Below are 23,952 nucleotides of genomic sequence, written 5' to 3' on the forward strand. Positions count from 1 at the left end.
TAATGAAAATTAATCAGGGAGTTCCCGGTTTGAGTCAATCAAAAAAAGGCGCACAAGAGGCTCAAGGCGCTACACCAAAAAAAAGAGATAATACCAACAAGTGTTTGATAGTCGGGGTCGTTGTAGTTTCTATAGTGGCAATCTGTTTTTATATGGGCTGGGTTGGAATAAGTGAACCATCCCCTAAGCCAGAGGACTGGGCTAACTTTGCAACCTATCTCTCGGGCACGGTCGGAGTGGCGGCGGTAGTGGCTACGTTGTTTGCCTTTGTAAAGACACTGGGACAGCAGAAGGACTTGTTAGATAGTCAAGAAAAGCAAATATTATTGCTTAGCTATCAGGTTGAAGATAGTAAAGTGAATCTGTCTCAATTGAGAGCGGTAAATATTTTTCCAGAGATAATTAAAAACAATAACAGTAAGTCTCATTTGCTTTTAAGAAGTATAGAAGGTGTGTATGCATCAAATTTCAAAATAAAGGATTCAGACATTAAAGAGGAAGTGTCTTTTGATTCTTTAAAGATTGGGGCTTTGTTTTATGATCTTGAGAGTGTGAAAGTAATTGATAATCTTTATGATGTGCATGATAGAGCAATCAATGAAATTATTAATTATGTAATGAAAGGGCCTAAAGATGTGGTTGATTTTTGTTCGGATATGATCTCACAAGATAAATATCTTTATTATTACTTTGACTCTGAAATAATAAGAAATAAGCGTTTTATTGATTGCTATCATGCATATATGATGGGGTGTAAAATGAGCGATGAAGAAAGAGAAAAGTTTGCTTTGATTAAATCCGATGAAATTTTTGTTTCAAGTATGATTAGTACAAAAGAGGATGGTATTTTATCGAGGTGGTATGATATAGGTGAAAAATCTAGAGTAAAGGTTTGATAACATTGTATCGAATGAAAAACATCAAGCCCACTCCAGTGGGCTTGATGTTACAGGTGCTAATACTCAAGGTACAGAAGGCTTGTAGTTATTGAGTAGTTTAAGTGCCTACTGAGCCGCTTCATTAGCCTCCTCCAACGTTTCCGCCCGCTGCACCGCCGCTTTTCCGCCTAGCGCGATGCTGAGTATTAAGGTAATGTTTTGCTCGGCGAGACGGCATCAGTAGCCGTAAGCCTTCCAATACCGTTTAACACAGTTGTTAAAGGAAACAGTCATGTTAAAAAGCACGAGCAAGTTCGAAGTGGTTGAATTGATTTATAAAAAAGAGAATTCTGAAGGTGGCTTTGCGATCGCGACTGGTTACTGGGAAGGGAACCGAGAGAAGCTGGCGACTGCTTGCCGTTGGTATGAAGATGACGGTATCGGCTACCCTCAAACCTTTGGAAAACCTCAGTGGATGTTGCTACCTGCAGACGCATTTCATGTAGATGATCTTCTCAAGCTCCCCGAGAAACGTACTGCCGAGATCCTATTTTCTCAGCAATGATCCCAATATAAGTTACATATTGAACAGTAAGAAGCCCGCCAATTGGCGGGCTTCATTCGTTCTGGCTATGCGTTTATACCTCCGGCGGCCGGTAGCGGTTGAGCTGCTCGATGGCTTGCTGGGCGGCCTCTTCTTTGGCTTCGATGGTGTCAGCGCGTTGCACGGCGGCTTTGCCGCCCAGACGCAGGTTGCGGATATCGCGCAGGGCGGTTTCCCACGCTTCAGCGGTGGCGACGATCTCCTGGGCGGCGGCTTCGGCGCTGACCCCAAACATATCGATGTGATCCTGCACGCTGGAAGGAATTGCCGCTTCATCCTTGCCGCTTGCCAACCACTCGCTGGCTTCCTGCTTGGCCAGCAGGTATTCCTGGTCGATGTAGCTGCCGGGGCTGACGAAGGCGGCGCGGGCGTTGCCTGCGGCGGTGTCGATTTTGCGGCCTAGTTGGGCTTGAGCCGCATCAACAACCACGCCAAGAGGAACACCGGCAGCCTTCAATTCAGCATCGCTAGTGGATACGAATATCTTTCCATCATGCTTAACTGAGCTAATCAGCATTGTTATTTACCTCTTGGTTAGATAGTTGTGTTTGAAACGTAGTTAGGAGCAACGCTATCTAGATCCTTAAAAAGATCAGAAAAGCTATTAACGCCCGTAACCGTTGTGGCAGTTCTAGAAATATTATAAGTGCTGGCATTAAAGACGAAGCCTGCTAGGGCAGCGACATCAACTTGTGAGTTAGCTAGGGCTACGCTCAAGAAACCGCTACTAGAAACAAGAGGATGATCCTTTACCTCTGCTTTGGAACGATACAGTGATATCAGGAGCTCTCTGCCGTCACCGCTAAAGTGGTTGTGCGCTAAAATGCCATTAGGGGAAGGCCGGTAATATGTGGTACCAGCTTCCAGGGATGGCGTGACCACATTTACATTAAATAGCGATAGTCGGCACGAATGAGAGCAGCGCAGCCCAAGAACCTCTGATCCGCCGTCTGAGCTAATAAATGTTTTGAAATACACGGTCGCTTTCGCATCGTTCAGCATGTCAGGCGTTCTCAAAGTAATATTCTTTACTCCAAAAAACTGACGCTCATCACCAAACTCATGAATAGCACCCGGCTTAAGGTGTATGGAGCACGAGCCCGACTCTGGTGTTCTGGCTACCGCTTCTCCAACTGTTAAGAGTGGGCTTTCAAAGGTTCCCGCGTTCCCGTCACTGCCATCTGGGGAAACGTAAAAATCTTTCGATAAATTAGGAATAGCCTTAACTGCTGCTAATACTGCGGCGTCAATCCCTTTAACCTTATTAGCGACTTCACTGGTGAGATTGTTCGCGGCGTTAACCAGCGCGGTGATTTGGCTTTCTAGGCTCATGTGGCCTCCTGGTCTGTGGTGGTGCTGTTTTGGATGGTGGCGGCGCCTTGGGTGAAGGCGTCGGTTAAGGCGGTGAGGGCTTCGCCGAACTGGGTTTCGATGTCGCCCACCTGGGCCTTGGTGGCCTTCTTGGCCAGCTCTTCGGTGATGGTGGTGGCGAAGTTGGGGTTGTTGCCCAGGGCTTCGGCCAGCTCGGCGAGGGTGTCCAGGGTTTCCGGGGCGCTGCCGATCAGCGTTTGTATGCGCTGGTCGATTTGCGCCGTGGTGGGCACGTCGGCTTTATTGGCCTTGTTGCGCAGCTTGCCGTCGATTACCCCTAACGTATGGGTCACCGCTTGGCGTAGGGCGATCAGGTTTTCATCAAAGCTCATGGGGTGGCGTCCTCCTGGGCGGCGATCATGCCGCCGTGGTGGCTAATGGCGTCGGTGAGCGCGGCCATCATGCTGCCGAGCTGCTGGGTGGCGTGGCGGGCTTCCTCCACTTGGGCGAGGATCTCCGGCGAGAGCGTGCCGGGCGGGCCTTGGGTGCCGTGGCTGATAACCTGAAAGCGCGGCGGTGCGGGTAGGTGCACGGTTACCGAGCGCGCGGGCATTTGGACGGTTAAGCGAGTGGCATTACTCATGAAGTACCCCCGGCGTTAGCTGGAAGTGGCCGCGCAGCAGGCTGAATACGTCGCCGTTTGGGAAGGTGACGCGCAGTTCATAGCGGGCACCTGACCACTCAGGTGATACGGCGCCCGCCGTTTGCGCGGGGCGGATATGCACATTGATGCCGCCTTGCTCGGGGGCCAGCTCAATGCCGTTACCGGTTTCACAGCTGAGCAGCGGGGCGCCCTGGGTGGTGGCCACCACGAAACTCGCTTCGCAGCCGGTGAGATCTACCGGCGCGGCGTTGGGGGCGTCGCTGGCCCAGGTCGCGCTAAAGCGGTAGGTGGTACCGGCGACCAGGGAAAGCGTGGGGGCCTGGGTGTTCATGGGCGTTTCTCTAACTCATTCACGCGGAACAGCAGATCCACCTGGCGTGCCATGTTGTCGACGATGGCCGCCGCGTTGGCGGTGTACTGTTCGCCCCAAGCGGCCAGCGACAGGTTCGCGCCGGTGCCTTCCACGGTGACGGATTCAGCGGGCAGGGCGTCCAGGCGTAAATCGAATGCCAGCAGCAGCGGTACCGCGTTGGAGATGTAGGCCAGCGGCTGGGTGTCAGACCAGACCGCGAGCAGGGTGCCGTCTTCCAGAAAGAAGCCCACTTCATGCACCCAGAACTCGGGGCCATCGCCATCGACCACGCCGGTGAGGTGGATTTGGTGGGCGCTGACGCGTTGGCCATCGGCGATGCTGACCCGCCTGCGTTCGTTGACCAGCTTGAATTCGTTCTTGCTGGGGTTGCGGGCGTTGTCGCCGATGGCGATATGCGTAATACGTGCGGCCAGGCCATCGCTTTCGGCATTGAATACGGCGGCGAGGCCCGCCGTGGTAATCACGGGTACCAGCGCTGTCATGTGGTGCTCTCCATGGTGTGATGAGTAACGGCAAATCCGCGACAGGCACCGGCGACGAGCAACGATGCTGCCGGGAGGTTGGCCTGGGCCACAGAATCGGGCAGGACGGTATCGGGTGCGTTGGCCATAAGCCGACGAGTGACGGCAAGCCCGCGATAGGCACCGGCGACTAACAGCGATGCCGCCGGTAGGTTGGCTTGGGCCACAGAATCAGGCAGGTCGGTATCGGGTGCGTTGGCCATGAGCCGACGAGTGACGGCAAGCCCGCGGTAGGCGCTGATAATGGCGAGCCATGCTGGTGAAAGCGTGGCGTCAGCCGTTGCCTGTGCCGCGCGGCGAGTCAATCCACCGGCCTGATGAATTGACGTCACGGCCACGTCGGCGGCGATCTCAAGTGGCGGTTGGGTTGGGCGGGCATCGTTGCGGGCTAAACCGGCGGCACGCTGGGCGCTGGCCACGCCAACACGGCCAGGGCCGAAGTCAGCGGAAAGATCGAACATATAGTGGCTGCGCAGGTTCTTGGCGCTTTGAATGGCGTGGTGAATCTGCTGGTAAAAGCTGCCGCTGAGCTGGTCGGCGATCTCGCGGTTATCGTTCAGGTGCAGCCGGGCGCGGAAGGTGCCGGGCCGGGTGGTGGGCTGTTGTTCAAACCATTCGGTTAGGGTGACTTTAATGCCCATGGCGGCCAGGGCTTTTTCCACCGCTAAGCGGGTGCCCTTGATGCGGTGTACGGCAAAGCTTTCGGCGATCACGGCGCGCTTGGTGGCTTCTGGCCAGTCGGCTTCCCAGACATCCACCGAAAACGCCCAGGCCAGAAACGGCAGCAGCTCCGCCGGGCAGGTGGCCGGGTTCCATAGCGTGCGCAGCGGTACCGACAGGGCCAGCGGGTGCGAGGCGGCAACGCGGGCTTCCAGCGGGCTACGGTTGGGCGGTAACAGGTGGATCATGGCAGCCGCTCCGTGGTGATGTGAATCGCGGTGCAGCGGGGCGCTTGGTGTGGTTGGCTGCGTAGATCCTGCCAGTTGCGCAGGGTGACGTTTTCCACCCCTTGCACGGTAAGTGCGGCGCTAATGCCGGAACGGGTCACCCAGGTGCCCAGCTTGTAGCGGGCGTCGGTGTAGGTGTTGAGTTCTCGGCGCGCTTCCTCGATCACCAGTTCGGCATCGGGGCCGGGGCGCAGGGTCAGCGTGGCGTTGATGGTGTAGTCGACCCGGTCGGCGGGCTGCAGGGTGAGCCGGTCGGTCAGCGGCCGGAAGGGTTCCAGGTAGTCGCGCACGGTGTTGAGCAGTTCAGGTGTGGCGATGCCGTCGTTTTGGCGCGATAGCACGGTCAGCACCACATCCACCGGTTCGGGACTTTCCACCGCCACATCGCGCACATCGGGGTGGGCGGCCGCGGCGTGGAATTGGTAAGCGCCTACCGGCCCGGCAACGGATAGCCCTTCGAAGGCGAGCTGGATACGGGCGCGAAAGTCGCGGTCGTGCTCAAACGTGGGCGGTACCGGCGGCACGGCGTTGGGGTCGCCGGGGTCGAGCATCAAGCGGGTGACTTGGAAATTAGCGCCCATTTGGTCAAGGTCGCCCCCGGCAGCGTAGGCCAGCATCACGGCGCGCGCGGCGTCGTTGATGCGTTCGCGCAGCAGCAGTTCACGGTAGGCGTTTTCCTGCAGCAGCTTGGTGAGCGGTTCGCTTTCAAGGGCGAGGGTGTTGGCTAATTCTTCCCGTTCGTCGCTGGGGGTGAGTTCCAACAGGCGCGCTTTGCGCTCGCTAAGCAGCGCTTCAAAATCCAGCGGCTCAATCACATCCGGCGGGGTGATCTGGGAGAGGTCGATGGGGGTGCTCATGTGAACGGTACCTCCACATGGAAGCGCTGTCCGTCGTGGGTTTGGGCGTCAATTTCCAGCCAGGCGCGGCCGTGCTGGCTGGCATCTAACTGGCGGTTAACGCGCAGCACCCGCACCCGGGGCTCCCAGCGGGTAATGGCCATCACGCTGGCGGCGTAGGCTTGCAGCAAGGTGGTGTCGTTAAGCGGCTGATCGATCAGTTCCGGCAGCAAGGAGCCGTACTCCCGGCGCATCACGCGGGTGCCAATGGGCGTGGTGAGAATGTCGCGGATGCTTTGCTGGATATGGGCCAGCCCGCTGACCAAGTGGCCGTTTGAGGTGCGCATGCCTGCCATGGTTAGCCCCCTACAAACACATTGGGCGAGCCGGTGGCCACCAGCGAACCGCAAGCGACTGGGTCGCTCACGCGGCCCTTGGGGCGGCCGTTGACGAATACCGTTTTGGAGCCCGCTGCCAAGACCGATTCATGGGAGCAGTGACGCGCCCAGGCATCGGCCACCCGGTGGCTGGGGATGCGGTTCACAAACACATTGGGCGAGCCTGATACCGACGGCCGTGGTGAGCACGAGCCGTGGCCGGTACATATATCGCCTTGGCGGGTAGCCGCGGGCATGGGCGTTCTCCTAGGGCATCGGCGTGGGGTTAGTCATTTCCACGCGGACGTTGTCGAGCTGTTCCGATTGCTTGAGCGCGTTAAGCATGGCGGCGCGGCTTAGGCCGCCATCGCCTGGGGGCTTGGGCCTTGTATGAATACCGAGCTGATCATTGGTGGCGTGCTCAAACAGCTGCTGGGCCACCTGCTTCAACTGGAACTGCTGTTCAACGAGCAGGCCAAGGCTTGGCTTTTCGCCTTCCGGCTCAACGCCGCTTTCTTTGGGCGCTTGGGTGTAAAACGCTTCACGAATCAGCGTTAGCTCTTCATGTATCTGTTTGCCGACGGCAATCATCTGGTCAAAGTGGCTGCTGTAGTCGATAGCGCCTTCGCTGCTCGTGCTGGATTCCATGCATCCCCCTGGTTGTTATTAACTCAGTTTTCGTAGATGTTGCGGCCTTTAAGGTGCATATCGCCGCTGGCGGTAATGCGTATCTCACCGGTGGCGTTGATGGTGATATCGCCGGGGATATTGACCTTCAAATGATGCTCAACGTGGTGGTAGTCGATGACCGCGCCGTCGGGCATCACGGCGTGGAAGTGGTCGCCGTTGTCGCTGGGGGCGGGGTGTAGGCCACGAAACAGGCCGGTAAGTACCACGCCTGCATTGAGATCCCCACCGGGAGAAATAACGATGGCCTGCTCATCGACAGTGGGTGGGCACCAGGTGCGTGTGGTACCCGCGCGGCTTTCGATCCAGTGCAGCCAGCCGGTGGTGATCTCGCCAATATCGACCCGCACGCGGGGCGGTACCGGCGGCACGGCATCGGGATTGCCATAATCCACCTCGGCGATGGTGCCGATGCGAATCAGGTTGGCGATAAGGCGTTTAAGTTCGGCGACGTTGTTCATGCCGCCAATGGTGGAAGCGTTACGCGCGGATGGGTAGCGGCGGGCGTTGTGCGGGGTGGCTAGGACAAGTGACGGTGTTTAGGTGGGCGGCGTGAGGTGGTTGAGCACGCTGTCGGCGATGCGTTCGCTGTCGGCCGGGGTAATACCCACTAGCTCCCGGCGGGCGTATTGGTGTTGTGGGCCGCCTTTCTCGACGCGGTCGCGCAGGCCGTAGTGGTGTACGCGGGCGATGCGGTTGATGTGGCCTATAAACCCCACGGAGGCTTCGTCGGCGTTGGTTTTGATCTTGAGGTATTTAGCGGTGCGCAGTTTGGTGAACATCGCTTTGCGGCGGATGGCTCCGCTGCGGCCGCGTAGTTGGGTGCGCGGTTCATAGGGCGTACCGTCGGGGTTGGTTTGCGCTTTGATGCGGTTGCGGTTGGCGATACGCAGATCCCGCGCGACTTCCCTTGCCAGTACGCGGCGCTCTTTGGGGCTGAGCTTATTGATCAGCGGCGTTAGCCAGCTTTCCAGCTGTTGGAGGTCGTCGCTCATTCGCCGCCGCCTGGGCTTTGCCATTGGCTTTTGAGCTGGTGTTCTGCATCGCTTGGGCCTTTGACGTACAGCTGCCAGCTTTTCGCCGGGCAGGCGTCAATGGGGTATTCCGGCATGCGGTGTTCTGAGTCTATGCGGCCGGTTTCACAATTCACCTTGGCAACGACGCGCTCGGTTAGGCGCACGGTGATGGCCAAATCCCAACTGGTGTTATTGAGGATCTCGGCTTCCAGCTGGACGGCTTCGTCGGGATCGAGATCTGGTTGGTAGCTGTTGAGCCACTGGAGCAACGGCACCATCACGGTATCGAGTGAGCCACTGTAGTCGGTGATGATGATGTGGGCGTCGACGGTGTATTGGTGGCTCAGGTTCTGGCCCCTGGCGAACTTGATCTTGCCGTCGTTCACGAAGGTGTGAAGCTGTTCGGGGTTACGTGCCAATTTAGGGACACTAGCGATTAAATGCGCCCTTAGGTGCTGTAATTTGATCATTGTGAGCCTTCCTGGTGGCAAATGATGATGGCATCCACTTCGGCGGCGCACTGTGCCCAGGCGGCTTCGGTGCGCTCCAGCTGCAGGTGCAGTTCGCCGTTGGTGTGCGGGTTACTCGCGGGCAGGCTGCAGGGGCTGGGTGTCGCGCACTGATTGATCGTAATCACGGGCACCGGTGACGGCGGGGCGCTTGCGCAGCCGGATAACAGCGCTAGGCAGACGAGTGTTGGCCCAATTGCGTAGCGTGGCATTTTCACGGTGGAGTTCCTCAATGGTGGCCAGGCGGTTGGCGGCGGTGTGGCTAAGTACGGCCTGCTGTTCTGCCAGGGCGCGGCGCTGGGCTTCCAGGCGGCGGGCGTTCTCCCAAAGCGCGTCGATAATCACCAGGCTTTTCTGTTCCCGGTAGTGAGATTCAGCCAGCTGCTGTTCGGCCAATTCGGCGCGGGCATCCGCAGCGGTGCTGCGTTGCCACAGCGCCCAGGTGACCAGCACCACCAGCAGCAGAATGGCCAGGGCGGCGAGCAGGCGGTTCATGGGGTGGCTTCCTCTTTGATGCCTTCCAGGCACAATTCACGTTCCGTGGCGCGGCGTTTGATCAGACCGTTTAGCTGCCTGCCCCCGGCGTATACCCAGCGGCTTAGCTCGTGGCAGGCGCCGCGTAGGTCGCCAGCGTTGAGTTTGCGCAGCAGGGTGGAGCGGGCGAAGGCGCCTTCCCCTACGTTGTAAACAAACGAAGCCAGCGCGGCCCGTGTGGGCGGCGGCAATTCGACCTGGGCGCGGCGATCCACGGCGGCAAAGGCAGTGCCTAGATCCGCCTGTAGCAGTTGGGTGCATTGCGCCTGACTAAGCGTTTGTCCCATGCGCGCCGTGGCGGTGTGGCCATAGCAGATAGTGGCGATGCCGACCGGGTCGCGGTAGGCGGTGGGTTCATACCCTTCGTAGTAGGAGACCACGGCGGTGGCAATGCTGAGCGTCCCGGCGGTGGCTCCAATGGCCATGCGGCGTTTAAGACTCACGGCGACGCCTCCAGTAGGCCCGTAGGCGGGTTAGGTAGCGCGGCAGCAGCAAGCCGATTTGCAGCGCCAAGTAGAGCAGCGTTAGCACCGTGACCCAGTCGGCGGGTGTCATGCCGCCCATGTGCAGCAGCGAGACGACGGCCGGCGGGGCGACTTTGACGCCCTCAGTGGTGATTTCATACGGGTGGCTCATGAGCTCCTCAGTTCCAAAGTTGGAGTGGCGGTTGGGTTGCGCGGGCGTCGGGCGGTGGCGGTAACGTGACCGGAGTGCCTTCGCGCAGGACTGGCCCCTGATTCACCAGGTGTGGGTTTAGCTGCAGCGCCTGCTCGGTGATATCGGCGGTTTTGCCGTAGACGCGGTAGAGCAGGGCGTCGAGGGTTTCGCCCTGGTGGGCGTGGGCCACGCGCTTCATATCAGCTCGACCGTGGTGTGTTGGCGGCCGACTAATTCAGCGATGGCCCAGCGGGCATCGGCGCGATAGTCGTCGGCGGCCAGGTCTTTGGCTTCACCGCGTTCGTCGCCTTTGCCGGTGGCGGAGGCGTCGCGGTAGCGCTCCAAAAGATCCGCTTGGGCTTGGGCATACACGGCACGCGTGTAAAGCAACTGGATATCACCGGGCGATTGCCAGGGTTCCGGCGGTATGGCATCGCAGGCCATGCGGCCCGCCTGCTGGTGGGCGTGCTGGTAGTTGGCCAACTGGCGGTTAACATCGGCCACGGCGGCGCGCAGTGATTGCCGGATGCGCGGCGGCGTGACGTTGTGCACGCGCTCCTCTTCGCGGAAGTCGTTGGGGTCGATATCCGGCCAGAAGCCGTTGTTGATGATGGTTTCCAGCGTGGGGCTGGGGGAATTGGTGCCGTATCCGATCATGGTGGCTGCCGTATTTAAGAAGGGGGTGGACTGCTTTGCGCGAGGCTAAAAGCCCTTGCTCAGCAGTGCCCCCTTGCCGTCGGGGTGCGACTCGGTTGGCGATCAGGCGGTGGCCTGGTCGCCCTGTTTTTTGATCAGGCGTTCCAGTTGCTGGATGTCTTGCTTCACGCCAATGCGTTCATCCAGGGCTAACGCTTCTTTGAGCTGGGCCAGCGCGCTTTGGGGATCTTCGGCGGCGCGCAGGGCGTAGCCATAGGCCTTGTGTAGCTTGGCTTTGATCTCATCGTGCATATCGTGGCCATCGACAATGGCGGCGGCGCGGGCCATGACGTTGGCCAGGGCGTCGGCATCGGCACCTTCCTTGGCCAGGGCGCTTTTGACGCCTTCAGCGATCTCTTCGGCGAGGATGCTGACGGTGTCCCGGGCGTAGCGGTCGGGGGTGTCGATGTTGTGTTTCACGGCATAGGCGCCAATCGCTAGGGCTTTTTCAAAATCCCCCACGTCGATGCACCAGACCATCATGGTCATCAGCACATCGTCTTTGGCGCCGTTGCCTTCGCTTAGTACGCCGTCGATGTAGGGCAGAAATTCCGGCAGCAGCTCGCGCTTTTTCTCGATTTTGGCCTGGATCGATTTAATGCTTTTCAGCGTGCGGGTGGCTTCATAGAGCGCGCGGGCGTGGAGCTCGTACTGCTCGCCTGCCTGCTGTTGGCCGGGGGTGGCAGCGCCCGCCGCTTTCGCGGCGGACACTTGCTCAAAATGCTTTCGGGCTGGGCTTTTCATCGGTTCCCCTTATTCTGCAAATTCGATGTTTTCGACCAGGCAGCCGAAGCCGTAATCCTCAACCACATAGGCGTCGTTGCTGGATTCGTAGTTTTCGATGCGGTTGCGCTTGGGGTTGTCGATGACATGACGGCGGCGGCTGCCCAACTGCCAGTACAGGGAAAGGTTGTCCAGAGAGGTCACTAGCAGGGAGCCGTCGGGCACGAAGGGGGCGCGCACGGCTTGCAGGCCACCGACGCGCTTTTGGCTGACCATCATGTCCAGGTCGCGGGCTTCGCTGGGCGTTTCGGCGAACTCTTGGATCATGGGGAAGTATTTGTCGGCCAGCATTTTGCGGCCCATGATGGCCACCAGGGCGGTGTCTTCCCGGTACCAGGGGTCGATCATTTCGTTGATCACATCTGTTACTAAGGCATCCAGATTCGCATAGTCGCCCTTTATACCAATGACCTTGCCATCGCCGTCTTCAAGCTTTCTCTTGTCGATAACAATTTTTCCCGCTGTCTTACCTTCTTTTAGTACGCGGGCGGGGGCGTGTTCGCGATACTTCTGCAGCCAGCCCTTGTTGACGTCTTGAAGCAGCGGATTAGCAACGGGGTCGGTTTCCACGGCGGCACTGGTGCCGTTAAAGCCGACCATGATGCGATCCAACGCCTGGCGTTTGATGATGGCGTTGCGGATACGTGCCTGAAAATCCGGGAAGCGTGACCAGGCGTCCAGCTGTGCCCAGCGAATGTGAGTATCGAATTCGGTGCTGACACATTCGTAAGTGGTATCGCTAAGCTCGGTCACGTCGCGGGTGCTGCGGTCTTTTTCGTCGACGTTGGTGCGCCCGGCGATGGGGCCGGAGACGCCCAGGCCGACTTTCTGGCCTTTGATCTCATCCACGCCAATAACGTTGATTTGACCCAGGAAGGCGCTGGTTTCCTGCATCTTGCTTTCCAGCGTTTGCTGGACGCTTGGCTCGACGTTGAACTGCTCGCCAGTGTTGTCGACGCCGTTTAGCTGGGCTAAGCGAGTTTTGAAGGCGTTAAAGGCTTTACGGGTATCGTTGCGCATTGGGGTTCCTTGAAGTGGTGGCGGTGGCCCTGGTTTCTACTGGCTGGCCCGCGCTTAGCAGTCGGTTAGCTGAGCATCGCCGCCGGTGGCGGGGGCTCGGCGTGAGGTGTCCGGCGTGTTGTCGAGCTGGGTGTATAGCTCTTCAAAACGCTTTTTCAGGTCGTCGTGGGCGGTTTGCAGCTGGCTGAACTGGTCGGCGGTGGGGCGAGCTTCCAGTTCATCGGCCAGGGCGTTGTAGTGTTCGGCGACCACTTCCAAGGTGCCTTCCAGTTCGGTGCGGAAGGTTTCAAAGCCTTTGGCGGTTTTGGTGTCCTGGCGGCTGAACAGGGCGGCGATCTTGGCTTTCAATCCTTCGGCGGCCGGTGGCTTCTCTTCGCTGAAGTCGAGCTCGATCTCTACCGCTTCGCTGAACAGGTTGTCGGCGTGTTGCTTGCGGCTGGCCAGCGGTGAGGCATTACCCGCTTCGCGGCTGAACTTGATCATCTCGGTACCCAGCGAGGCGGGGGAGTCGGTGACCGCCAGGCCTTCCAGGTAGGCTTGGCCGGTATCGCCGAACTTGGGGTTGACCTCAATGGAGCTGTAAACCTTTTGGCGCTTTTTGTTGATGGCTTTGAGTTCGTCGGTGGGGTCGATCTCGGCGAACAGGGCCAGCTTGCCGTCTTCGACTTCGCGGGCTTCCACTGACAGCACATCGCCCAGGGCGTTAAACACGCTGTCGGCCGTCATGCCACGAATGTGTTCCATCCAGACGCGGGCGCCGTATTTTTTGGGGTCGTAGTTGGCGGCCATCTGTTCGATCCATTCGCGTTGGATCTCGCGGCCGTCGGTAGTTGCGCCTTCGGTGGCGACACGAAAGAACTTGGGCATGTTGGGCTTCCTGAGCAGGGTGGCGGTTGATGTGGCTCAGGTTCCGCGTGTATGCGTTTTGGCTCAACGGTTGCGCGTTGTGCGGGCGGGCTAGCACAAGGCGTGGCAGGCGTGGGCATCGCGCGCGGCGGGTACGCTGGCGACATGACGACGACAGCCCTCAACACGATCCCAAGCACGATAGAAACGCCGCGACTCACGGCCCGCCATTTGTATTGGCAGGGCTGGCGAGTGGCGCGCATTGCTGAGCATATCGGTGAGAAACCGGCCACGGTGCACAGCTGGAAAGCGCGCGACCGTTGGGAAGATGCCACGCCGACCGAGCGCGTTGAGCACACGCTTGAAGCGCGCATGGTGCAGCTCATTGCGCTACCGGAGAAAGAGGGGAAACACTACAAAGAGATTGACTTACTCGGTAGGCAGATCGAGCGGCTGGCCAGGATTCGTCAGTACCAGGAAACTGGCCGCGAAGCGGATCTAAACCCCAATATTGAGCGGCGCAACGCGGGGCCGAAGAAGAAGCCCCGGCGTAACGCGCTGGAAGAAGAGCAGATCGAGGCGCTGGACGCGGCGTTTCTGGAATCGCTGTTTGAATACCAGGCAGTGTGGCTGGAAGCGGGCCAGAAGCACCGCATTCGCAATATTCTCAAAAGCCGCCAGATTGGGGCCACCTGGTACTTCGCCCGGGAGGCGATCGTCGATGCGTTCAAAACCGGGCGCAATAAGATTTTCCTTTCCGCCAGCCGCGCCCAGGCGCATATCTTCCGCAACTACATCGTGCAGTTCGTTAAAGAGGTGTGCGATGTGGAGCTTAAAGGCGATCCGATTGTTCTGGATAACGGCGCCGAACTGCACTTCCTAGGCACCAACTCCAAAACCGCCCAGGGCTACCACGGCGATGTGTACCTGGATGAGTACTTCTGGATTCACCGCTTTGCCGAGTTTCGCAAGGTCACCAGCGGCATGGCCATGCACAAGAAGTGGCGGCAGACGTATTTCTCAACGCCTTCCAGCGTTGGCCATGAGGGGTATCCGTTCTGGAACGGTGAGCTGTTTAACAAGCGGCGTAAAAAATCCGAGCGGGCTGAGTTTGATGTCAGCCATGACGCGCTGAAGAACGGCAAGCTGTGCCCAGACGGCCATTGGCGGCAGATCGTGACAGTGCTGGATGCCATGGAGGGCGGCTGTGATCTGTTCGATCTTGATCAGCTGCGCATGGAGTACTCGCCGGAAGAGTTCGACAACCTGTTGATGTGTGGCTTTGTCGATGATAGCCAAAGCGCCTTCCCGCTGGCGGTGATGAAAGCCTGCATGGTCGATAGCTGGGAAGTGTGGGACGACTACCGGCCGTTTGCCCCGCGACCGGTGGGCGACCGGGAGGTGTGGATTGGTTACGACCCCACCGGTACCGGCGAAGATGGCGATGGGGCTGGTCTGGTGGTGGTATTGCCCGCGCGCTCCAGCGAGGAAAAGCACCGGGTGCTGGAACGCCACCGCTTGAAGGGCCAGGACTACGAAGATCAGGCCGCCTTTATCGAATCCTTCCGCGACAAGTACACCATCGGCCATATCGGCATTGATACCACCGGCATCGGCGGCGCGGTGGCCGAATACGTCGAGAAGTGGTTCCCCACGGTGGTGCGCTACCGCTACGACGTTTCGCTGAAAACAAGCATGGTGCTCCAGGCTCAGCAGATTATGCGCAAAGACCGGCTGGAGTTTGATGCGGGCTGGTCGGATCTCGCCGCTTCATTCATGGCAATCAAAAAAGAGCTGACCGGCAGCGGCCGCCAGTTCACCTATGTTTCCGGCCGCTGCAAAGCGACCGGCCACGCGGATCTCGCGTGGGCCACCATGCACGCCCTACATTTTGAGCCTCTCGACGGCCCCGCCAGTGAAGGCGCTGGCCGTTCTATCATGGAGTTTTCTGACGATGACGACTAACACCGCTGCGGCCAAGCCGCGCATTCGCGTGCCTGCGTATCAGGTTCAACACGATACCGCCCCGGTGGTGGCCACCGGCAACGGCCGTATGGAGGCGTTTACTTTTGGCGATCCGGAGCCGGTCACCAGCATGCGCGATGTTTGGTATGAAGGCGTGTGGCTAACGCCGGATGAGTGGTACGAGCCGCCGATCCCGCTAAGCGTGTTGGCCAAGAGCTACCGGGCCACCGCCCACCACGGCAGCGCTTTGCAGGTGAAACGCAATATTCTGCTGAAAACCTTTATTCCCCACCCACTGCTGAACCGCCGCACCTTCAGCTCGCTGGCCCTCGACTACCTGGTGTTTGGTAACGGCTATCTGGAGGACGTGCGCGGGCGGCTAGGGCGGCGGCTGGGTCTGCAGCACCGCGGCGCAAAGTATATGCGCCGGGGTGAGGATGACCGCTATTGGTGGGTACCCAACTACATGGAACGGGTAGAGCTGCCCGCCGGGCGTACCGTCCACCTGCTTGAACCGGATATTGATCAGACCATCTATGGGGTGCCGGACTATATCGGCAGCCTGCAAAGCGCCTGGCTTAACGAATCCGCCACCTTGTTCCGCCGCCGCTACTACCTCAACGGCAGCCACGCGGGCTTCATCATGTACGTCAACGACCCGGCCCACGATCAAAAAGACATCGACGATATGCGTAAGGCGCTGAAAAACAGCAAAGGGCCGGGCAACTTCCGCAACCTGTTCCTTTACTCACCCAGGGGCAAAAAGGACGGCGTGCAGATCATCCCGGTGTCTGAGGTCGCGGCCAAAGACGAGTTCTACAACATCAAAAACATCACCCGCGACGACCAGCTGGCCGGGCACCGTATCCCACCGCAGCTAATGGGCGTGGTGCCTCAAAACGCCGCCGGATTTGGCGACGCTGAAAAAGCCGCCAAGGTGTATGTCGCCAATGAGCTAGAGCCATTGCAGGCCACCTTCAAAGAGATCAATGAGCACGTGGGGGAAGAGGTGGTGAGGTTCGATCCGTATTTGTTGGATCTTGATGATATGTGAATTAATAAAAATAAAATTGAGATAAAGTAAAATGTATGATTCATTGAATTAAATTTAATTATCTATAAGGGCTAGCCGCAATATGCCTAAATTACCTGCAGAGCTTGATCAACTCCTTTCATGTATAGAGATAGAGAAGGAGCAATACCCTGATCGTCAGAGCGATCTGGAATCCCTACAGGACTATGTTGCGAACGGCAATACCTTCATGGTGAGGTCGACAGCGGAGAGGATCGTTGAGCAACAGCGGGCAATAAAGCAAATGCGGGAGCAGGGCTTGCCCGCAGATCTCCAGCTGTTATGCGAACGAATTGAGCAAGAAGAAGAGCAATACCCTGATCGTCAGAGCGATCTGGAATCCTTACAGGACTATGTTGCGAACGGCAATACCTTCATGGTGAGGTCGACAGCGGAGAGAATCGTTGAGCAACAGCGGGCAATAAAGCAAATGCGGGAGCAGGGCTTGCCCGCAGATCTCCAGCTGTTATGCGAACGAATTGAGCAAGAAGAAGAGCAATATCCAGATCGTCAGAGCGATCTGGAGTCCTTGCAGGAATATATTGTGAACGGCAACACTTTCATGGTGCGGTCGACAGCGGAGAGGATCATTGATCAACAGCGGGCAAGAAAGCAAATGCGAGAGCAGGGCTTGCCCTCAGATCTCCAGCTGTTATGCGAACGAATTGAGCAAGAAGAAGAGCAATATCCAGATCGTCAGAGCGATCTGGAGTCCTTGCAGGAATATATTGTGAACGGCAACACTTTCATGGTGAGGTCGACAGCGGAGAGAGTCATTGAGCAACAACGGTCAGTAAAGCAAATACGCGAACACGGTTTGCCTGCAGATCTCCAGCTATTATGTGAACGAATAGAGCAGGAAGAAGAGCTATACCCTGATCGTCAGAGCGAGCTGGAGTCCTTGCAGGACTATATTGTGAACGGCAACATCTTCATGGCGAAGTCGACAGCCGAGAGGGTCGTTGAACAACAACGTGCAGTAAGGCAGATGCGTAAGTGACATTTTTTAATCAACTCACATTTTCTTAAGCCGCTTTTTCAAAGCGGCTTTATTTATTTCAATTGATTTTGAATTTTGATTGGCCCACGCCGCGCCATCGTCACCCCGCCCCGCCCGCGCGCTAAATGCAGTGGTTTTTATGCACCCTTGCGGCAGGCACTCAAGCCGCGCCATTGCTGGGCGGGAACGCGGTTATAAGGGCTGATGTTTTTATGCGTTTTCATGCGCATTCATGCACTTTTTCGGTGCTCAGTAAAAAGGTGTTTGGAAGTGATTGGCCAGCATGGCCAATATTGTTTTGCGGTGGCCATCCCAGGTTCTTTCATCGACCATATCAGCGACTACGGTGGGCATTTCTGCGCGGGTGATCCATAGCTCGAAGGTATCGTCAGGGGTTAGGCCGATCTTTGCGCGGTGGTTTTGTAGTCTGATATCAAACTGCAGGTAGGTTCCACCGCCAGGGTGTTGGCGTAGTGAATAGGTGAATCGCTTGATTTTCATGCCATATTCTCACGGCCATTTTCTACGTAGTTCATATCGCTAAGCCAATGATTTACAATGCCGCAATGGATGGATTTAACATAGTTCTTTTTCGCATAACTCGCTGATTGATATATTTAATTGTAATATCTTGTAATCAGTAGGTCCCGGGTTCGACTCCTGGTGTCGGCACCACTGAAGAGTGGTTAAAAGCAAAGCGTTAGAGAATTAGATTAAACCGTCCTTAGGGGCGGTTTTTTCGTGTGTGTCTATAAAATGTGGCACAGTTTTCAAAAGAGCAGAAAAGCATAAGCCGATGCCATCTATGCCATGATTTCTGGCTGTGTGAAGTCCCCATAAAGACCCAACGCCAGGGATGAGTGCCACATCGTAACGCACTGAAAAAGGGCGCTAATTATTAGCGCCCCATAACCAGTGATTTACTTCGCGCTACCACGGTAGGTTATTCAGTGTGTCAACCAGATTTAGTTTGGCAATTCCACAAGCTCGACCCGGCGGTTAAGGCTGCGTCCTTCTTCGCTATGGTTGCTGGCCAGAGGTGCCATCATCCCTGCACCTGACGCTCTCAGTCGGTCAGCCTGTATGTCATGCTGACGCTCAAGATAAGCGTTCACCGCTTGAGCACGGTCAGCAGATAGGCGCAGGTTGTACTCAAAGCTGCCGTCACTGTCTGTATGACCTACAACAAGCAAACGTAACCCCGTTTCAGCTTGCAGTAACCGTGCGACCTCTGCCAGTGCTTCGCTGGATTCGGGGAGTATCTCTGCGCTGTCAAAGGCAAAGTGGATCTGCTGCAAGGCCACCCGCCCTTGGCTATCCAGTTCGGTGGCCAACCGATCTGCTTTTAACGGCTCATGCGCCATCTCACTGTCCATTTCGGTAGTGGTGACTACATCCAACAGCACGACAGGGGTATCGCTACGAGCTGGCATAAAAATCACCACTGCGGCTAACACGTTTCTATCTGCTGAGCGCACAGCAAGATATGCCACATTGGAAGCGTGGCTCATGGGTAGTCTCATCTGAGGCTTAAACCCCATCCTTTCAACAGCGCTGTATCTGCCCATAAAGCGTGTGCCACGGCGGTTATCCAGCGCATTATCCGCACTGCGCCCACTGAACAGTACCTCGAAACCTGCGCGCTCCAACGACTGCTGATAGCTGTGCATGATTCTGAGAGTAGAGGTTGTTGACTCATCGAAGAAGTAGACAATACGCAGATGTTCGCCTTCGAGTGTTTCAGTACTGTCATAACCTTGGCGATACACAAAAGGGCCGGTGGGCACCGTTACTTGCTCAAAGTCACTTCGTGAAAACCAGCCAATATAAGACCCAGCCACGCGCTCGATCAAAGGGTGATCTCCCGATCCCTCGACATCCTCATTGGCTGAAGAAAGATAAGGCAATGCCAGTAAGAGCAGTAGTACGACTATTTTTTTCATGAGATATATTCATTTAAGTTTGGATTTGAAAGTATAAACACTGCTCGCTGGCTAAGCTAGATAGGAAATTTATATCCTCGGCGGTCTCCAACTCTATGTGTTTGTTTTTATACATTCATGCTAGCTAAGCCCATTGTGGCGCAGCCGTTTCTAAAGTCCGATATTGCTTAATTTTCCTATGTCGATGGGAAGAGGTAATTGCATCGATATGCTTGATCTCAATGAGATTGCTCTGTTTGTGCCAGTAGCACGTAACGGTAGCTTCACCGAGACCGCACGCCGGTTAGGCACACCTTCCAATACGTTAAGCCATCGACTTCAAAAGCTTGAAAATCAGCTTGGTACGCGGCTACTTCAGCGGCCTACTCGCAAGCTGACACTCTTAACACTGGCCAAACATTTCACGAGCAGTGCGTAGGATCAGTCGATGGACTTATGATCCCCTGAATACTTGCTTTGATAATTTAAATATTAGTGGCTCGTTGCGTGAGCCGATTACTAATAAAGATACACCGCCTCGAAGGTCGCCAGTGGTTTGCTATTGGCATCTGACAGCACAAGCATCGCGCCATCCACGTGCCATGCTGTTACCTGCTTGAGTGAGGCAAGAAAATCGCTCTCGGTTTTCATTTGGGTCGTTGGGCAGGCCATTTTAGTGCTGGCGATTTGACTAAACTCAATGTGCTCGTTTTCCAACAGGTAGCTGCCCATCAGGGTATTACAGCCCGTAGCGCCGGCTAAGCGTGAAGCATCTTGATGAAGAACCAGGTGAGCTTCACGAAAATTCTCATGAGTGACGACCGGCGCACCATTCAGTTTCGTCAGCTTCCAATAGGTATTGACCAACGGTTCATCTAGGGTCGCGGAAGCGCCTTGGGCTTTTGTCGCGTCCACGGTGCAGCCGACGAATATTAATAGAGTGCCGATAAATCCACATATCGCTAGCAGTCGCTTCAAATTGCAATTCCTTATGAGGTTAAAGAATGATAATAGCAGTAAATAATATGAATATTAAAATCAAAAAAATGATGATATTTTTAAGCCTGAAATTTTAGTTTTTCTGAGGATTTAATGGGTATGGTGATGTTGTTGTAGTTTTTACGGTAAATTATCTTGGTGATTTAAAATTAAGTTGGCATGATTTATTTTAATGTAAGTTAAATCTTTTGTTTTGTGCTGCTTGCGGCTTGATAGACAAGGCATGTCAGCTATGCTCATTAGTGTTCGATCTATATGGTGAATTATCTAAGAGCGATGAGGTTTGTGGTTTTAAATTACTAATAAACCTAAAGATGACATATGACATTACTGCCAGTGGAAGGATTCTCTGGTAGCTCATTAAGGAGAATTTAAAATGTTTCATCATTCCGCAAAACTTCAGTATCCGGTAAAAGTCGATAAGCCTAATCCCCAGTTCGCCATGCTGCTACAGCAGGCAATTGGTGGTATAGAAGGTGAAATTCGCGTTGCGATGCAGTATTTCTTCCAAGCGATGGGCGCCCGAGGCGATGACCGTATCCGCGATATGCTCATGTCGACGGCAACGGAAGAGCTATCGCATATTGAGATGCTTGGTCATGCCGTCGCGCTTAACCTTGAAGGAGCACCCCTCTCTTACCAAGAAGAGACCGCCAAAGATCCGGTTATGAATGCAATTCTCGGCGGTGCCAACCCACGGCACCTATTATCCTCAGGTCTTTCGGCGATGCCGGTAAATGCGAATGGTGTTCCATTTGATATGAGCCATGTCTATGCCACCGGTAATATTGGTGCCGATATGCTAGCAAACGTGGCTGCGGAAGCTGGGGGCAGGGTGCTTGCATCACGCCTATATAACTGGACTGATGATCATGGCATGAAGGATTTCTTATCGTTCCTGATCGCACGAGATACCTACCATCAACAGCAATGGCTGGCCGTCATAGAAGAGTTGGGTGGCATGCAAGCGCAGCTTCCCATTCCGAACTCGACCCCAGAAGACCATGAGGCGATGCAGCACTCTTACTATTACTTGAATACCCTACTTGATAAAGAAGCGCCGAAAGGCCGCTGGGCAGAAGGCCCTTCTCTTGACGGAAAGAGCAATTATTCAGTAATGGATCAGCCTGCACCTGAAGGCCAGGAAGCGACGTTGGGTAAAGCTCCGCCAAACTCTGGCGCTCAGAACGAGCAGATGTAGATGATTATTAAGGTTGAATCGGTTATGAAATAACTGGCTGTCTCGTCAACGTTATAACGTTTTTCAAAAGAGAAAGCGTGCTAGATTGACCTGATGGTTTTAATTTGAATATTTTAAACTGTCTCACATAGTGAATGTTTAGCCTTGGCTTGTTGCCCGGGCTTTTTTGTAGCAGTTTTTATTCCTTTATTGCTTTTTATTAATTAATTATGTTGCCGCTTTTTGGCTGAGTGGGAAATGGCGGATTTCGATAATCTATATATTTAGTGTTAAGTGAATTCGCAGCCCATTTTTTAATGCATGAATAAATTGACCTTGTAGTATTTCTAATTGTTGTCTATATTATTTAGTCATCAATCGAATGGATAATGTTTCCCATTATACATTATGTAATTGAGTGTATGCCTTTTGTCTAACTACAAGGAATGTAGAAATGACAGATTATATAATTGATATTCAAAACGAAACTTCGAATATAAAAGATCACTGTGCTCAAGTGTCTGAAGTGATAGTCAATTTATCTCAGCTTACAAGTTTGGGTGATGTTTTGAATCGTTATTGTAAAATTGAAGCTGAAGCTTTGGATCGTTTGTCGAGTATTAGGTTCGATAACGTAGATTTAAAGAAAAATCAAAAAATACACTCTTTGTATCAAGAAAGGGCGGACGTTTTTGTAGTGAAGAAGGGGTGGGTAAGCTCAAGTCGTTCCGTTAAAGACCGAAGTGAAGATATATGTAATGTATATATGCCTGGTGATATTGTAGGTATCCGAGAGAGTTTTTTCGACAATCATAATATGACAGTATTGGCATTGCAGAATTGTCAGTTAGATAGGGTGTCAACTGATAGGTTGCATGAATTATTTGAAAGTTATGTGGATATAAAAAGAGCGGTAATTTCTTATATAATGGTTAATGATAATATTGCAATCGAAAGATTGAGAAGTTGTACCCATCATAAAGCTGAAAAACGGGTGGCGCATTTTCTTCTTGAGGTATATGCAAGGCATAATTTTAAAGAAATGATGGATTCAAATGCAATCTCTCTGCCAATCAAACAAGAGGTGGTGGGTGAGTTGCTGGGTATTACTAGCGTGCATGTTAGCCGTTGTATGACTGCGTTAGAGCAAAAGAAAATGATTCGAAAAACCAGAGGCTCAATTAGTTTGTTACAACCTGATCTGTTGGCTGAATATGCCGACTTTGACGAAGATTCAATCTATGGTCATTTAAAACAGGTTTGAGCTATTTTTTAAGAAAACTGATTTTTAGCTGGTAAATTGAACAACTGATACGTTGGTTAGATCATGGGTTAATTCAAGTTATGTAAGTTGTAAGTTACCGTTCAATTTTTTTCACGTAACCCACGTTATCAAATGGCTAATCACGCCTTGCGGGGAAATTTTAGTGGTCTAGGATACTCCCTGCACGATGTTTTAACCGTGCCCTACTTTTTATACGTACGTGATTATTTGTACGTACAATATGTTCGATCTGAAACCTAATCATACAAGGAGTGGATTAGATGACAGTCAAAAGCACACCGCTAAATGCGGTAACTGCCCATAAGCAATATAGCGAAATGGCCGATACGCCTAACGCTCACGTTACTCCGGCTCAGCGTACACAGGTACAGGATGCCTACCCGTCGCGCTTGGCCACTACCCCGGTAAACACTTGGTTGCCGCGCCAAGATGCGGTCATCAAGGGGCGCCAGCTTTCTGGCCCGTTAAGTCAGGCGCAGCTTGATGAGTTTGAGCGTAAGGGTTTTTTGTTTATTCCCAATCTCATTGAAGGCGCAGAGCTTGATGAGCTGCGTCAGGAAATGAAGGCGCTGATGAGCAACGATGAGTATCTCAATAAAGACTTCAGCGTGACTGAACCAAAGAGTCAGGAAATCCGCTCGCTATTTGCAGTGCATTTCCTCTCTGAGCGGCTGGGAAAACTGGCCAGCGATGAGCGTGTCGCGGGCGCTGCTCGTCAAATCATTGGCGGCGATTCTTATGTGCATCAATCGCGGATTAACTACAAGCCTGGGTTTGCCGGTAAGGGCTTTAACTGGCACTCTGATTTTGAAACTTGGCACGCAGAAGACGGCATGCCTGCGATGCATGCCGTCAGCGCATCGCTGATCTTAACCGACAACCACGAGTTCAACGGCCCGTTGATGTTGATTCCTGGCTCGCACAAAAAATTCGTGCCATGCCTAGGTGAAACGCCGGAGGATAACCATAAAAGCTCGTTGAAAGAGCAGGAAGTGGGCGTGCCCAGCCCAGAGGCGCTGGCCGAGCTAGTGGCCGAACACGGTATTGAAGCACCCAAAGGTAAGGCAGGCGGCTTGTTACTGTTCGATTGCAATACCCTGCATGCCTCGAATGCTAACCTTTCACCCGACCCACGAAGCAACGTGTTCTTTGTATTTAACTGTCACGATAATCGTTGCCAAGCGCCTTATGCGGCGGCTCAACAACGCCCAGACTTCTTGGCTCATAGCCCTGATCAAGCGGCGCAACAATATCGCTAACCCGCAGTGGG

Annotated in this window: 35 protein-coding genes; 9 read left to right on the plus strand and 26 right to left on the minus strand. The window is 54.6% G+C overall.

Annotated elements, in window-relative coordinates:
• The first annotated feature begins 2 nt into the window (after positions 1–2).
• On the plus strand, positions 3–896 hold the full coding sequence (locus A6R74_RS08325) for a hypothetical protein (protein ID WP_125410292.1): 894 nt from the start codon (positions 3–5) through the stop codon (positions 894–896).
• 274 nt (positions 897–1,170) lie between these two features.
• Positions 1,171–1,443, plus strand: a complete 273-nt coding sequence (locus tag A6R74_RS08330; protein WP_064234063.1) for a hypothetical protein — start codon at positions 1,171–1,173, stop codon at positions 1,441–1,443.
• Between the two features lie 73 nt (positions 1,444–1,516).
• Here the strand turns inward: A6R74_RS08330 and A6R74_RS08335 are convergent, their stop codons facing one another.
• The 23 genes from A6R74_RS08335 to A6R74_RS08440 form a co-directional block, all read right to left on the minus strand.
• On the minus strand, positions 1,517–1,999 hold the full coding sequence (locus A6R74_RS08335; protein WP_064234064.1) for a hypothetical protein: 483 nt from the start codon (positions 1,997–1,999) through the stop codon (positions 1,517–1,519).
• 17 nt (positions 2,000–2,016) lie between these two features.
• Positions 2,017–2,814: a hypothetical protein gene (locus A6R74_RS08340; RefSeq protein WP_064234065.1), complete on the minus strand. Its 798-nt coding sequence runs from the start codon at positions 2,812–2,814 to the stop codon at positions 2,017–2,019.
• A complete protein-coding gene (locus tag A6R74_RS08345; RefSeq protein WP_064234066.1) occupies positions 2,811–3,185 on the minus strand; it encodes a hypothetical protein in 375 nt (124 codons plus the stop codon). The genes A6R74_RS08340 and A6R74_RS08345 overlap by 4 nt, the downstream gene beginning before the upstream one ends.
• Positions 3,182–3,436, minus strand: coding sequence for a hypothetical protein (locus A6R74_RS08350; RefSeq protein ID WP_064234067.1), 255 nt, complete (start codon positions 3,434–3,436; stop codon positions 3,182–3,184). Before A6R74_RS08350 ends, A6R74_RS08345 begins: the two co-directional genes overlap by 4 nt.
• Positions 3,429–3,788, minus strand: coding sequence for a hypothetical protein (locus tag A6R74_RS08355; protein ID WP_064234068.1), 360 nt, complete (start codon positions 3,786–3,788; stop codon positions 3,429–3,431). The genes A6R74_RS08350 and A6R74_RS08355 overlap by 8 nt, the downstream gene beginning before the upstream one ends.
• On the minus strand, positions 3,785–4,312 hold the full coding sequence (locus tag A6R74_RS08360) for a phage tail-collar fiber domain-containing protein (protein WP_064234069.1): 528 nt from the start codon (positions 4,310–4,312) through the stop codon (positions 3,785–3,787). Before A6R74_RS08360 ends, A6R74_RS08355 begins: the two co-directional genes overlap by 4 nt.
• Entirely contained in the window at positions 4,309–5,259 is a 951-nt protein-coding gene (locus A6R74_RS08365) for a phage tail protein I (RefSeq protein WP_064234070.1), read from the minus strand. The genes A6R74_RS08360 and A6R74_RS08365 overlap by 4 nt, the downstream gene beginning before the upstream one ends.
• Complete coding sequence (locus tag A6R74_RS08370; RefSeq protein ID WP_064234071.1) at positions 5,256–6,155, minus strand: baseplate assembly protein; 900 nt, start codon at positions 6,153–6,155, stop codon at positions 5,256–5,258. Before A6R74_RS08370 ends, A6R74_RS08365 begins: the two co-directional genes overlap by 4 nt.
• Positions 6,152–6,490 (minus strand): GPW/gp25 family protein, encoded by a 339-nt coding sequence (locus tag A6R74_RS08375; RefSeq protein ID WP_064234072.1) that lies wholly within the window; start codon positions 6,488–6,490, stop codon positions 6,152–6,154. Before A6R74_RS08375 ends, A6R74_RS08370 begins: the two co-directional genes overlap by 4 nt.
• Before the next feature lie 2 nt (positions 6,491–6,492).
• On the minus strand, positions 6,493–6,768 hold the full coding sequence (locus A6R74_RS08380) for a PAAR domain-containing protein (protein WP_064234073.1): 276 nt from the start codon (positions 6,766–6,768) through the stop codon (positions 6,493–6,495).
• A 10-nt stretch (positions 6,769–6,778) separates the two neighbouring features.
• Positions 6,779–7,159, minus strand: a complete 381-nt coding sequence (locus A6R74_RS08385) for a hypothetical protein (RefSeq protein ID WP_064234074.1) — start codon at positions 7,157–7,159, stop codon at positions 6,779–6,781.
• Between the two features lie 23 nt (positions 7,160–7,182).
• Positions 7,183–7,659: a phage baseplate assembly protein V gene (locus tag A6R74_RS08390; protein ID WP_064234075.1), complete on the minus strand. Its 477-nt coding sequence runs from the start codon at positions 7,657–7,659 to the stop codon at positions 7,183–7,185.
• A gap of 78 nt (positions 7,660–7,737) precedes the next feature.
• A complete protein-coding gene (locus A6R74_RS08395) occupies positions 7,738–8,193 on the minus strand; it encodes a phage virion morphogenesis protein (RefSeq protein ID WP_064234076.1) in 456 nt (151 codons plus the stop codon).
• The gene (locus tag A6R74_RS08400; protein ID WP_064234077.1) at positions 8,190–8,684 is read right to left on the minus strand and encodes a phage tail protein; all 495 of its coding nucleotides are present in this window, start codon (positions 8,682–8,684) and stop codon (positions 8,190–8,192) included. The genes A6R74_RS08395 and A6R74_RS08400 overlap by 4 nt, the downstream gene beginning before the upstream one ends.
• Positions 8,681–8,893: an Rz1-like lysis system protein LysC gene (gene lysC, locus A6R74_RS23585; protein ID WP_353047668.1), complete on the minus strand. Its 213-nt coding sequence runs from the start codon at positions 8,891–8,893 to the stop codon at positions 8,681–8,683. Before lysC ends, A6R74_RS08400 begins: the two co-directional genes overlap by 4 nt.
• Positions 8,796–9,218, minus strand: coding sequence for an Rz-like lysis system protein LysB (gene lysB, locus A6R74_RS08405; protein WP_064234078.1), 423 nt, complete (start codon positions 9,216–9,218; stop codon positions 8,796–8,798). The genes lysC and lysB overlap by 98 nt, the downstream gene beginning before the upstream one ends.
• On the minus strand, positions 9,215–9,700 hold the full coding sequence (locus A6R74_RS08410) for a lysozyme (RefSeq protein ID WP_082906633.1): 486 nt from the start codon (positions 9,698–9,700) through the stop codon (positions 9,215–9,217). Before A6R74_RS08410 ends, lysB begins: the two co-directional genes overlap by 4 nt.
• Complete coding sequence (locus A6R74_RS08415; RefSeq protein WP_064234080.1) at positions 9,690–9,893, minus strand: hypothetical protein; 204 nt, start codon at positions 9,891–9,893, stop codon at positions 9,690–9,692. Before A6R74_RS08415 ends, A6R74_RS08410 begins: the two co-directional genes overlap by 11 nt.
• A 7-nt stretch (positions 9,894–9,900) precedes the next feature.
• Positions 9,901–10,113 carry a tail protein X gene (locus A6R74_RS08420; RefSeq protein ID WP_064234081.1) on the minus strand — a complete coding sequence of 71 codons (213 nt, stop codon included), beginning with the start codon at positions 10,111–10,113 and terminating at the stop codon, positions 9,901–9,903.
• On the minus strand, positions 10,110–10,571 hold the full coding sequence (locus tag A6R74_RS08425; protein WP_064234082.1) for a head completion/stabilization protein: 462 nt from the start codon (positions 10,569–10,571) through the stop codon (positions 10,110–10,112). The genes A6R74_RS08420 and A6R74_RS08425 overlap by 4 nt, the downstream gene beginning before the upstream one ends.
• Positions 10,572–10,673: 102 nt before the next feature.
• On the minus strand, positions 10,674–11,354 hold the full coding sequence (gene gpM, locus A6R74_RS08430) for a phage terminase small subunit (RefSeq protein WP_064234083.1): 681 nt from the start codon (positions 11,352–11,354) through the stop codon (positions 10,674–10,676).
• A 9-nt stretch (positions 11,355–11,363) separates the two neighbouring features.
• Entirely contained in the window at positions 11,364–12,413 is a 1,050-nt protein-coding gene (locus A6R74_RS08435) for a phage major capsid protein, P2 family (protein ID WP_064234084.1), read from the minus strand.
• Positions 12,414–12,467: 54 nt separating this feature from the next.
• Positions 12,468–13,280 (minus strand): GPO family capsid scaffolding protein, encoded by an 813-nt coding sequence (locus A6R74_RS08440; RefSeq protein ID WP_064234085.1) that lies wholly within the window; start codon positions 13,278–13,280, stop codon positions 12,468–12,470.
• A gap of 51 nt (positions 13,281–13,331) precedes the next feature.
• On the opposite strand from A6R74_RS08440, the gene A6R74_RS08445 reads away from it, so the two are divergent.
• From A6R74_RS08445 to A6R74_RS08455, 3 genes are all read left to right on the plus strand, one after another.
• The gene (locus A6R74_RS08445; RefSeq protein WP_441294763.1) at positions 13,332–15,224 is read left to right on the plus strand and encodes a terminase large subunit domain-containing protein; all 1,893 of its coding nucleotides are present in this window, start codon (positions 13,332–13,334) and stop codon (positions 15,222–15,224) included.
• Positions 15,214–16,278: a phage portal protein gene (locus A6R74_RS08450; RefSeq protein ID WP_082906634.1), complete on the plus strand. Its 1,065-nt coding sequence runs from the start codon at positions 15,214–15,216 to the stop codon at positions 16,276–16,278. Before A6R74_RS08445 ends, A6R74_RS08450 begins: the two co-directional genes overlap by 11 nt.
• A gap of 82 nt (positions 16,279–16,360) precedes the next feature.
• Positions 16,361–17,296: a hypothetical protein gene (locus A6R74_RS08455; protein ID WP_064234086.1), complete on the plus strand. Its 936-nt coding sequence runs from the start codon at positions 16,361–16,363 to the stop codon at positions 17,294–17,296.
• A 249-nt stretch (positions 17,297–17,545) separates the two neighbouring features.
• Here the strand turns inward: A6R74_RS08455 and A6R74_RS08460 are convergent, their stop codons facing one another.
• Both A6R74_RS08460 and A6R74_RS08465 read right to left on the minus strand, forming a co-directional pair.
• Positions 17,546–17,797, minus strand: coding sequence for a hypothetical protein (locus A6R74_RS08460; RefSeq protein WP_064234087.1), 252 nt, complete (start codon positions 17,795–17,797; stop codon positions 17,546–17,548).
• A gap of 464 nt (positions 17,798–18,261) precedes the next feature.
• Positions 18,262–19,239, minus strand: a complete 978-nt coding sequence (locus A6R74_RS08465) for an OmpA family protein (protein WP_064234088.1) — start codon at positions 19,237–19,239, stop codon at positions 18,262–18,264.
• Positions 19,240–19,447: 208 nt separating this feature from the next.
• Here A6R74_RS08465 and A6R74_RS08470 point away from each other — a divergent pair, with 208 nt between their 5' ends.
• Positions 19,448–19,657 carry a helix-turn-helix domain-containing protein gene (locus A6R74_RS08470; RefSeq protein ID WP_064234089.1) on the plus strand — a complete coding sequence of 70 codons (210 nt, stop codon included), beginning with the start codon at positions 19,448–19,450 and terminating at the stop codon, positions 19,655–19,657.
• Positions 19,658–19,737: 80 nt separating this feature from the next.
• On the opposite strand, the gene A6R74_RS08475 is transcribed toward A6R74_RS08470, so the two are convergent.
• On the minus strand, positions 19,738–20,196 hold the full coding sequence (locus A6R74_RS08475) for an META domain-containing protein (protein ID WP_064234090.1): 459 nt from the start codon (positions 20,194–20,196) through the stop codon (positions 19,738–19,740).
• A gap of 397 nt (positions 20,197–20,593) precedes the next feature.
• Here A6R74_RS08475 and A6R74_RS08480 point away from each other — a divergent pair, with 397 nt between their 5' ends.
• The 3 genes from A6R74_RS08480 (at position 20,594) to thpD (ending at position 23,941) form a co-directional block, all read left to right on the plus strand.
• Positions 20,594–21,418 carry a manganese catalase family protein gene (locus A6R74_RS08480; RefSeq protein ID WP_064234091.1) on the plus strand — a complete coding sequence of 275 codons (825 nt, stop codon included), beginning with the start codon at positions 20,594–20,596 and terminating at the stop codon, positions 21,416–21,418.
• Between the two features lie 433 nt (positions 21,419–21,851).
• Positions 21,852–22,661, plus strand: coding sequence for a Crp/Fnr family transcriptional regulator (locus A6R74_RS08485; RefSeq protein ID WP_064234092.1), 810 nt, complete (start codon positions 21,852–21,854; stop codon positions 22,659–22,661).
• A 281-nt stretch (positions 22,662–22,942) separates the two neighbouring features.
• Complete coding sequence (gene thpD, locus A6R74_RS08490) at positions 22,943–23,941, plus strand: ectoine hydroxylase (protein ID WP_064234093.1); 999 nt, start codon at positions 22,943–22,945, stop codon at positions 23,939–23,941.
• Positions 23,942–23,952: the final 11 nt, after the last annotated feature.

This window comes from Halomonas sp. ALS9 (assembly GCF_001651035.1).
Lineage (GTDB): Bacteria > Pseudomonadota > Gammaproteobacteria > Pseudomonadales > Halomonadaceae > Vreelandella.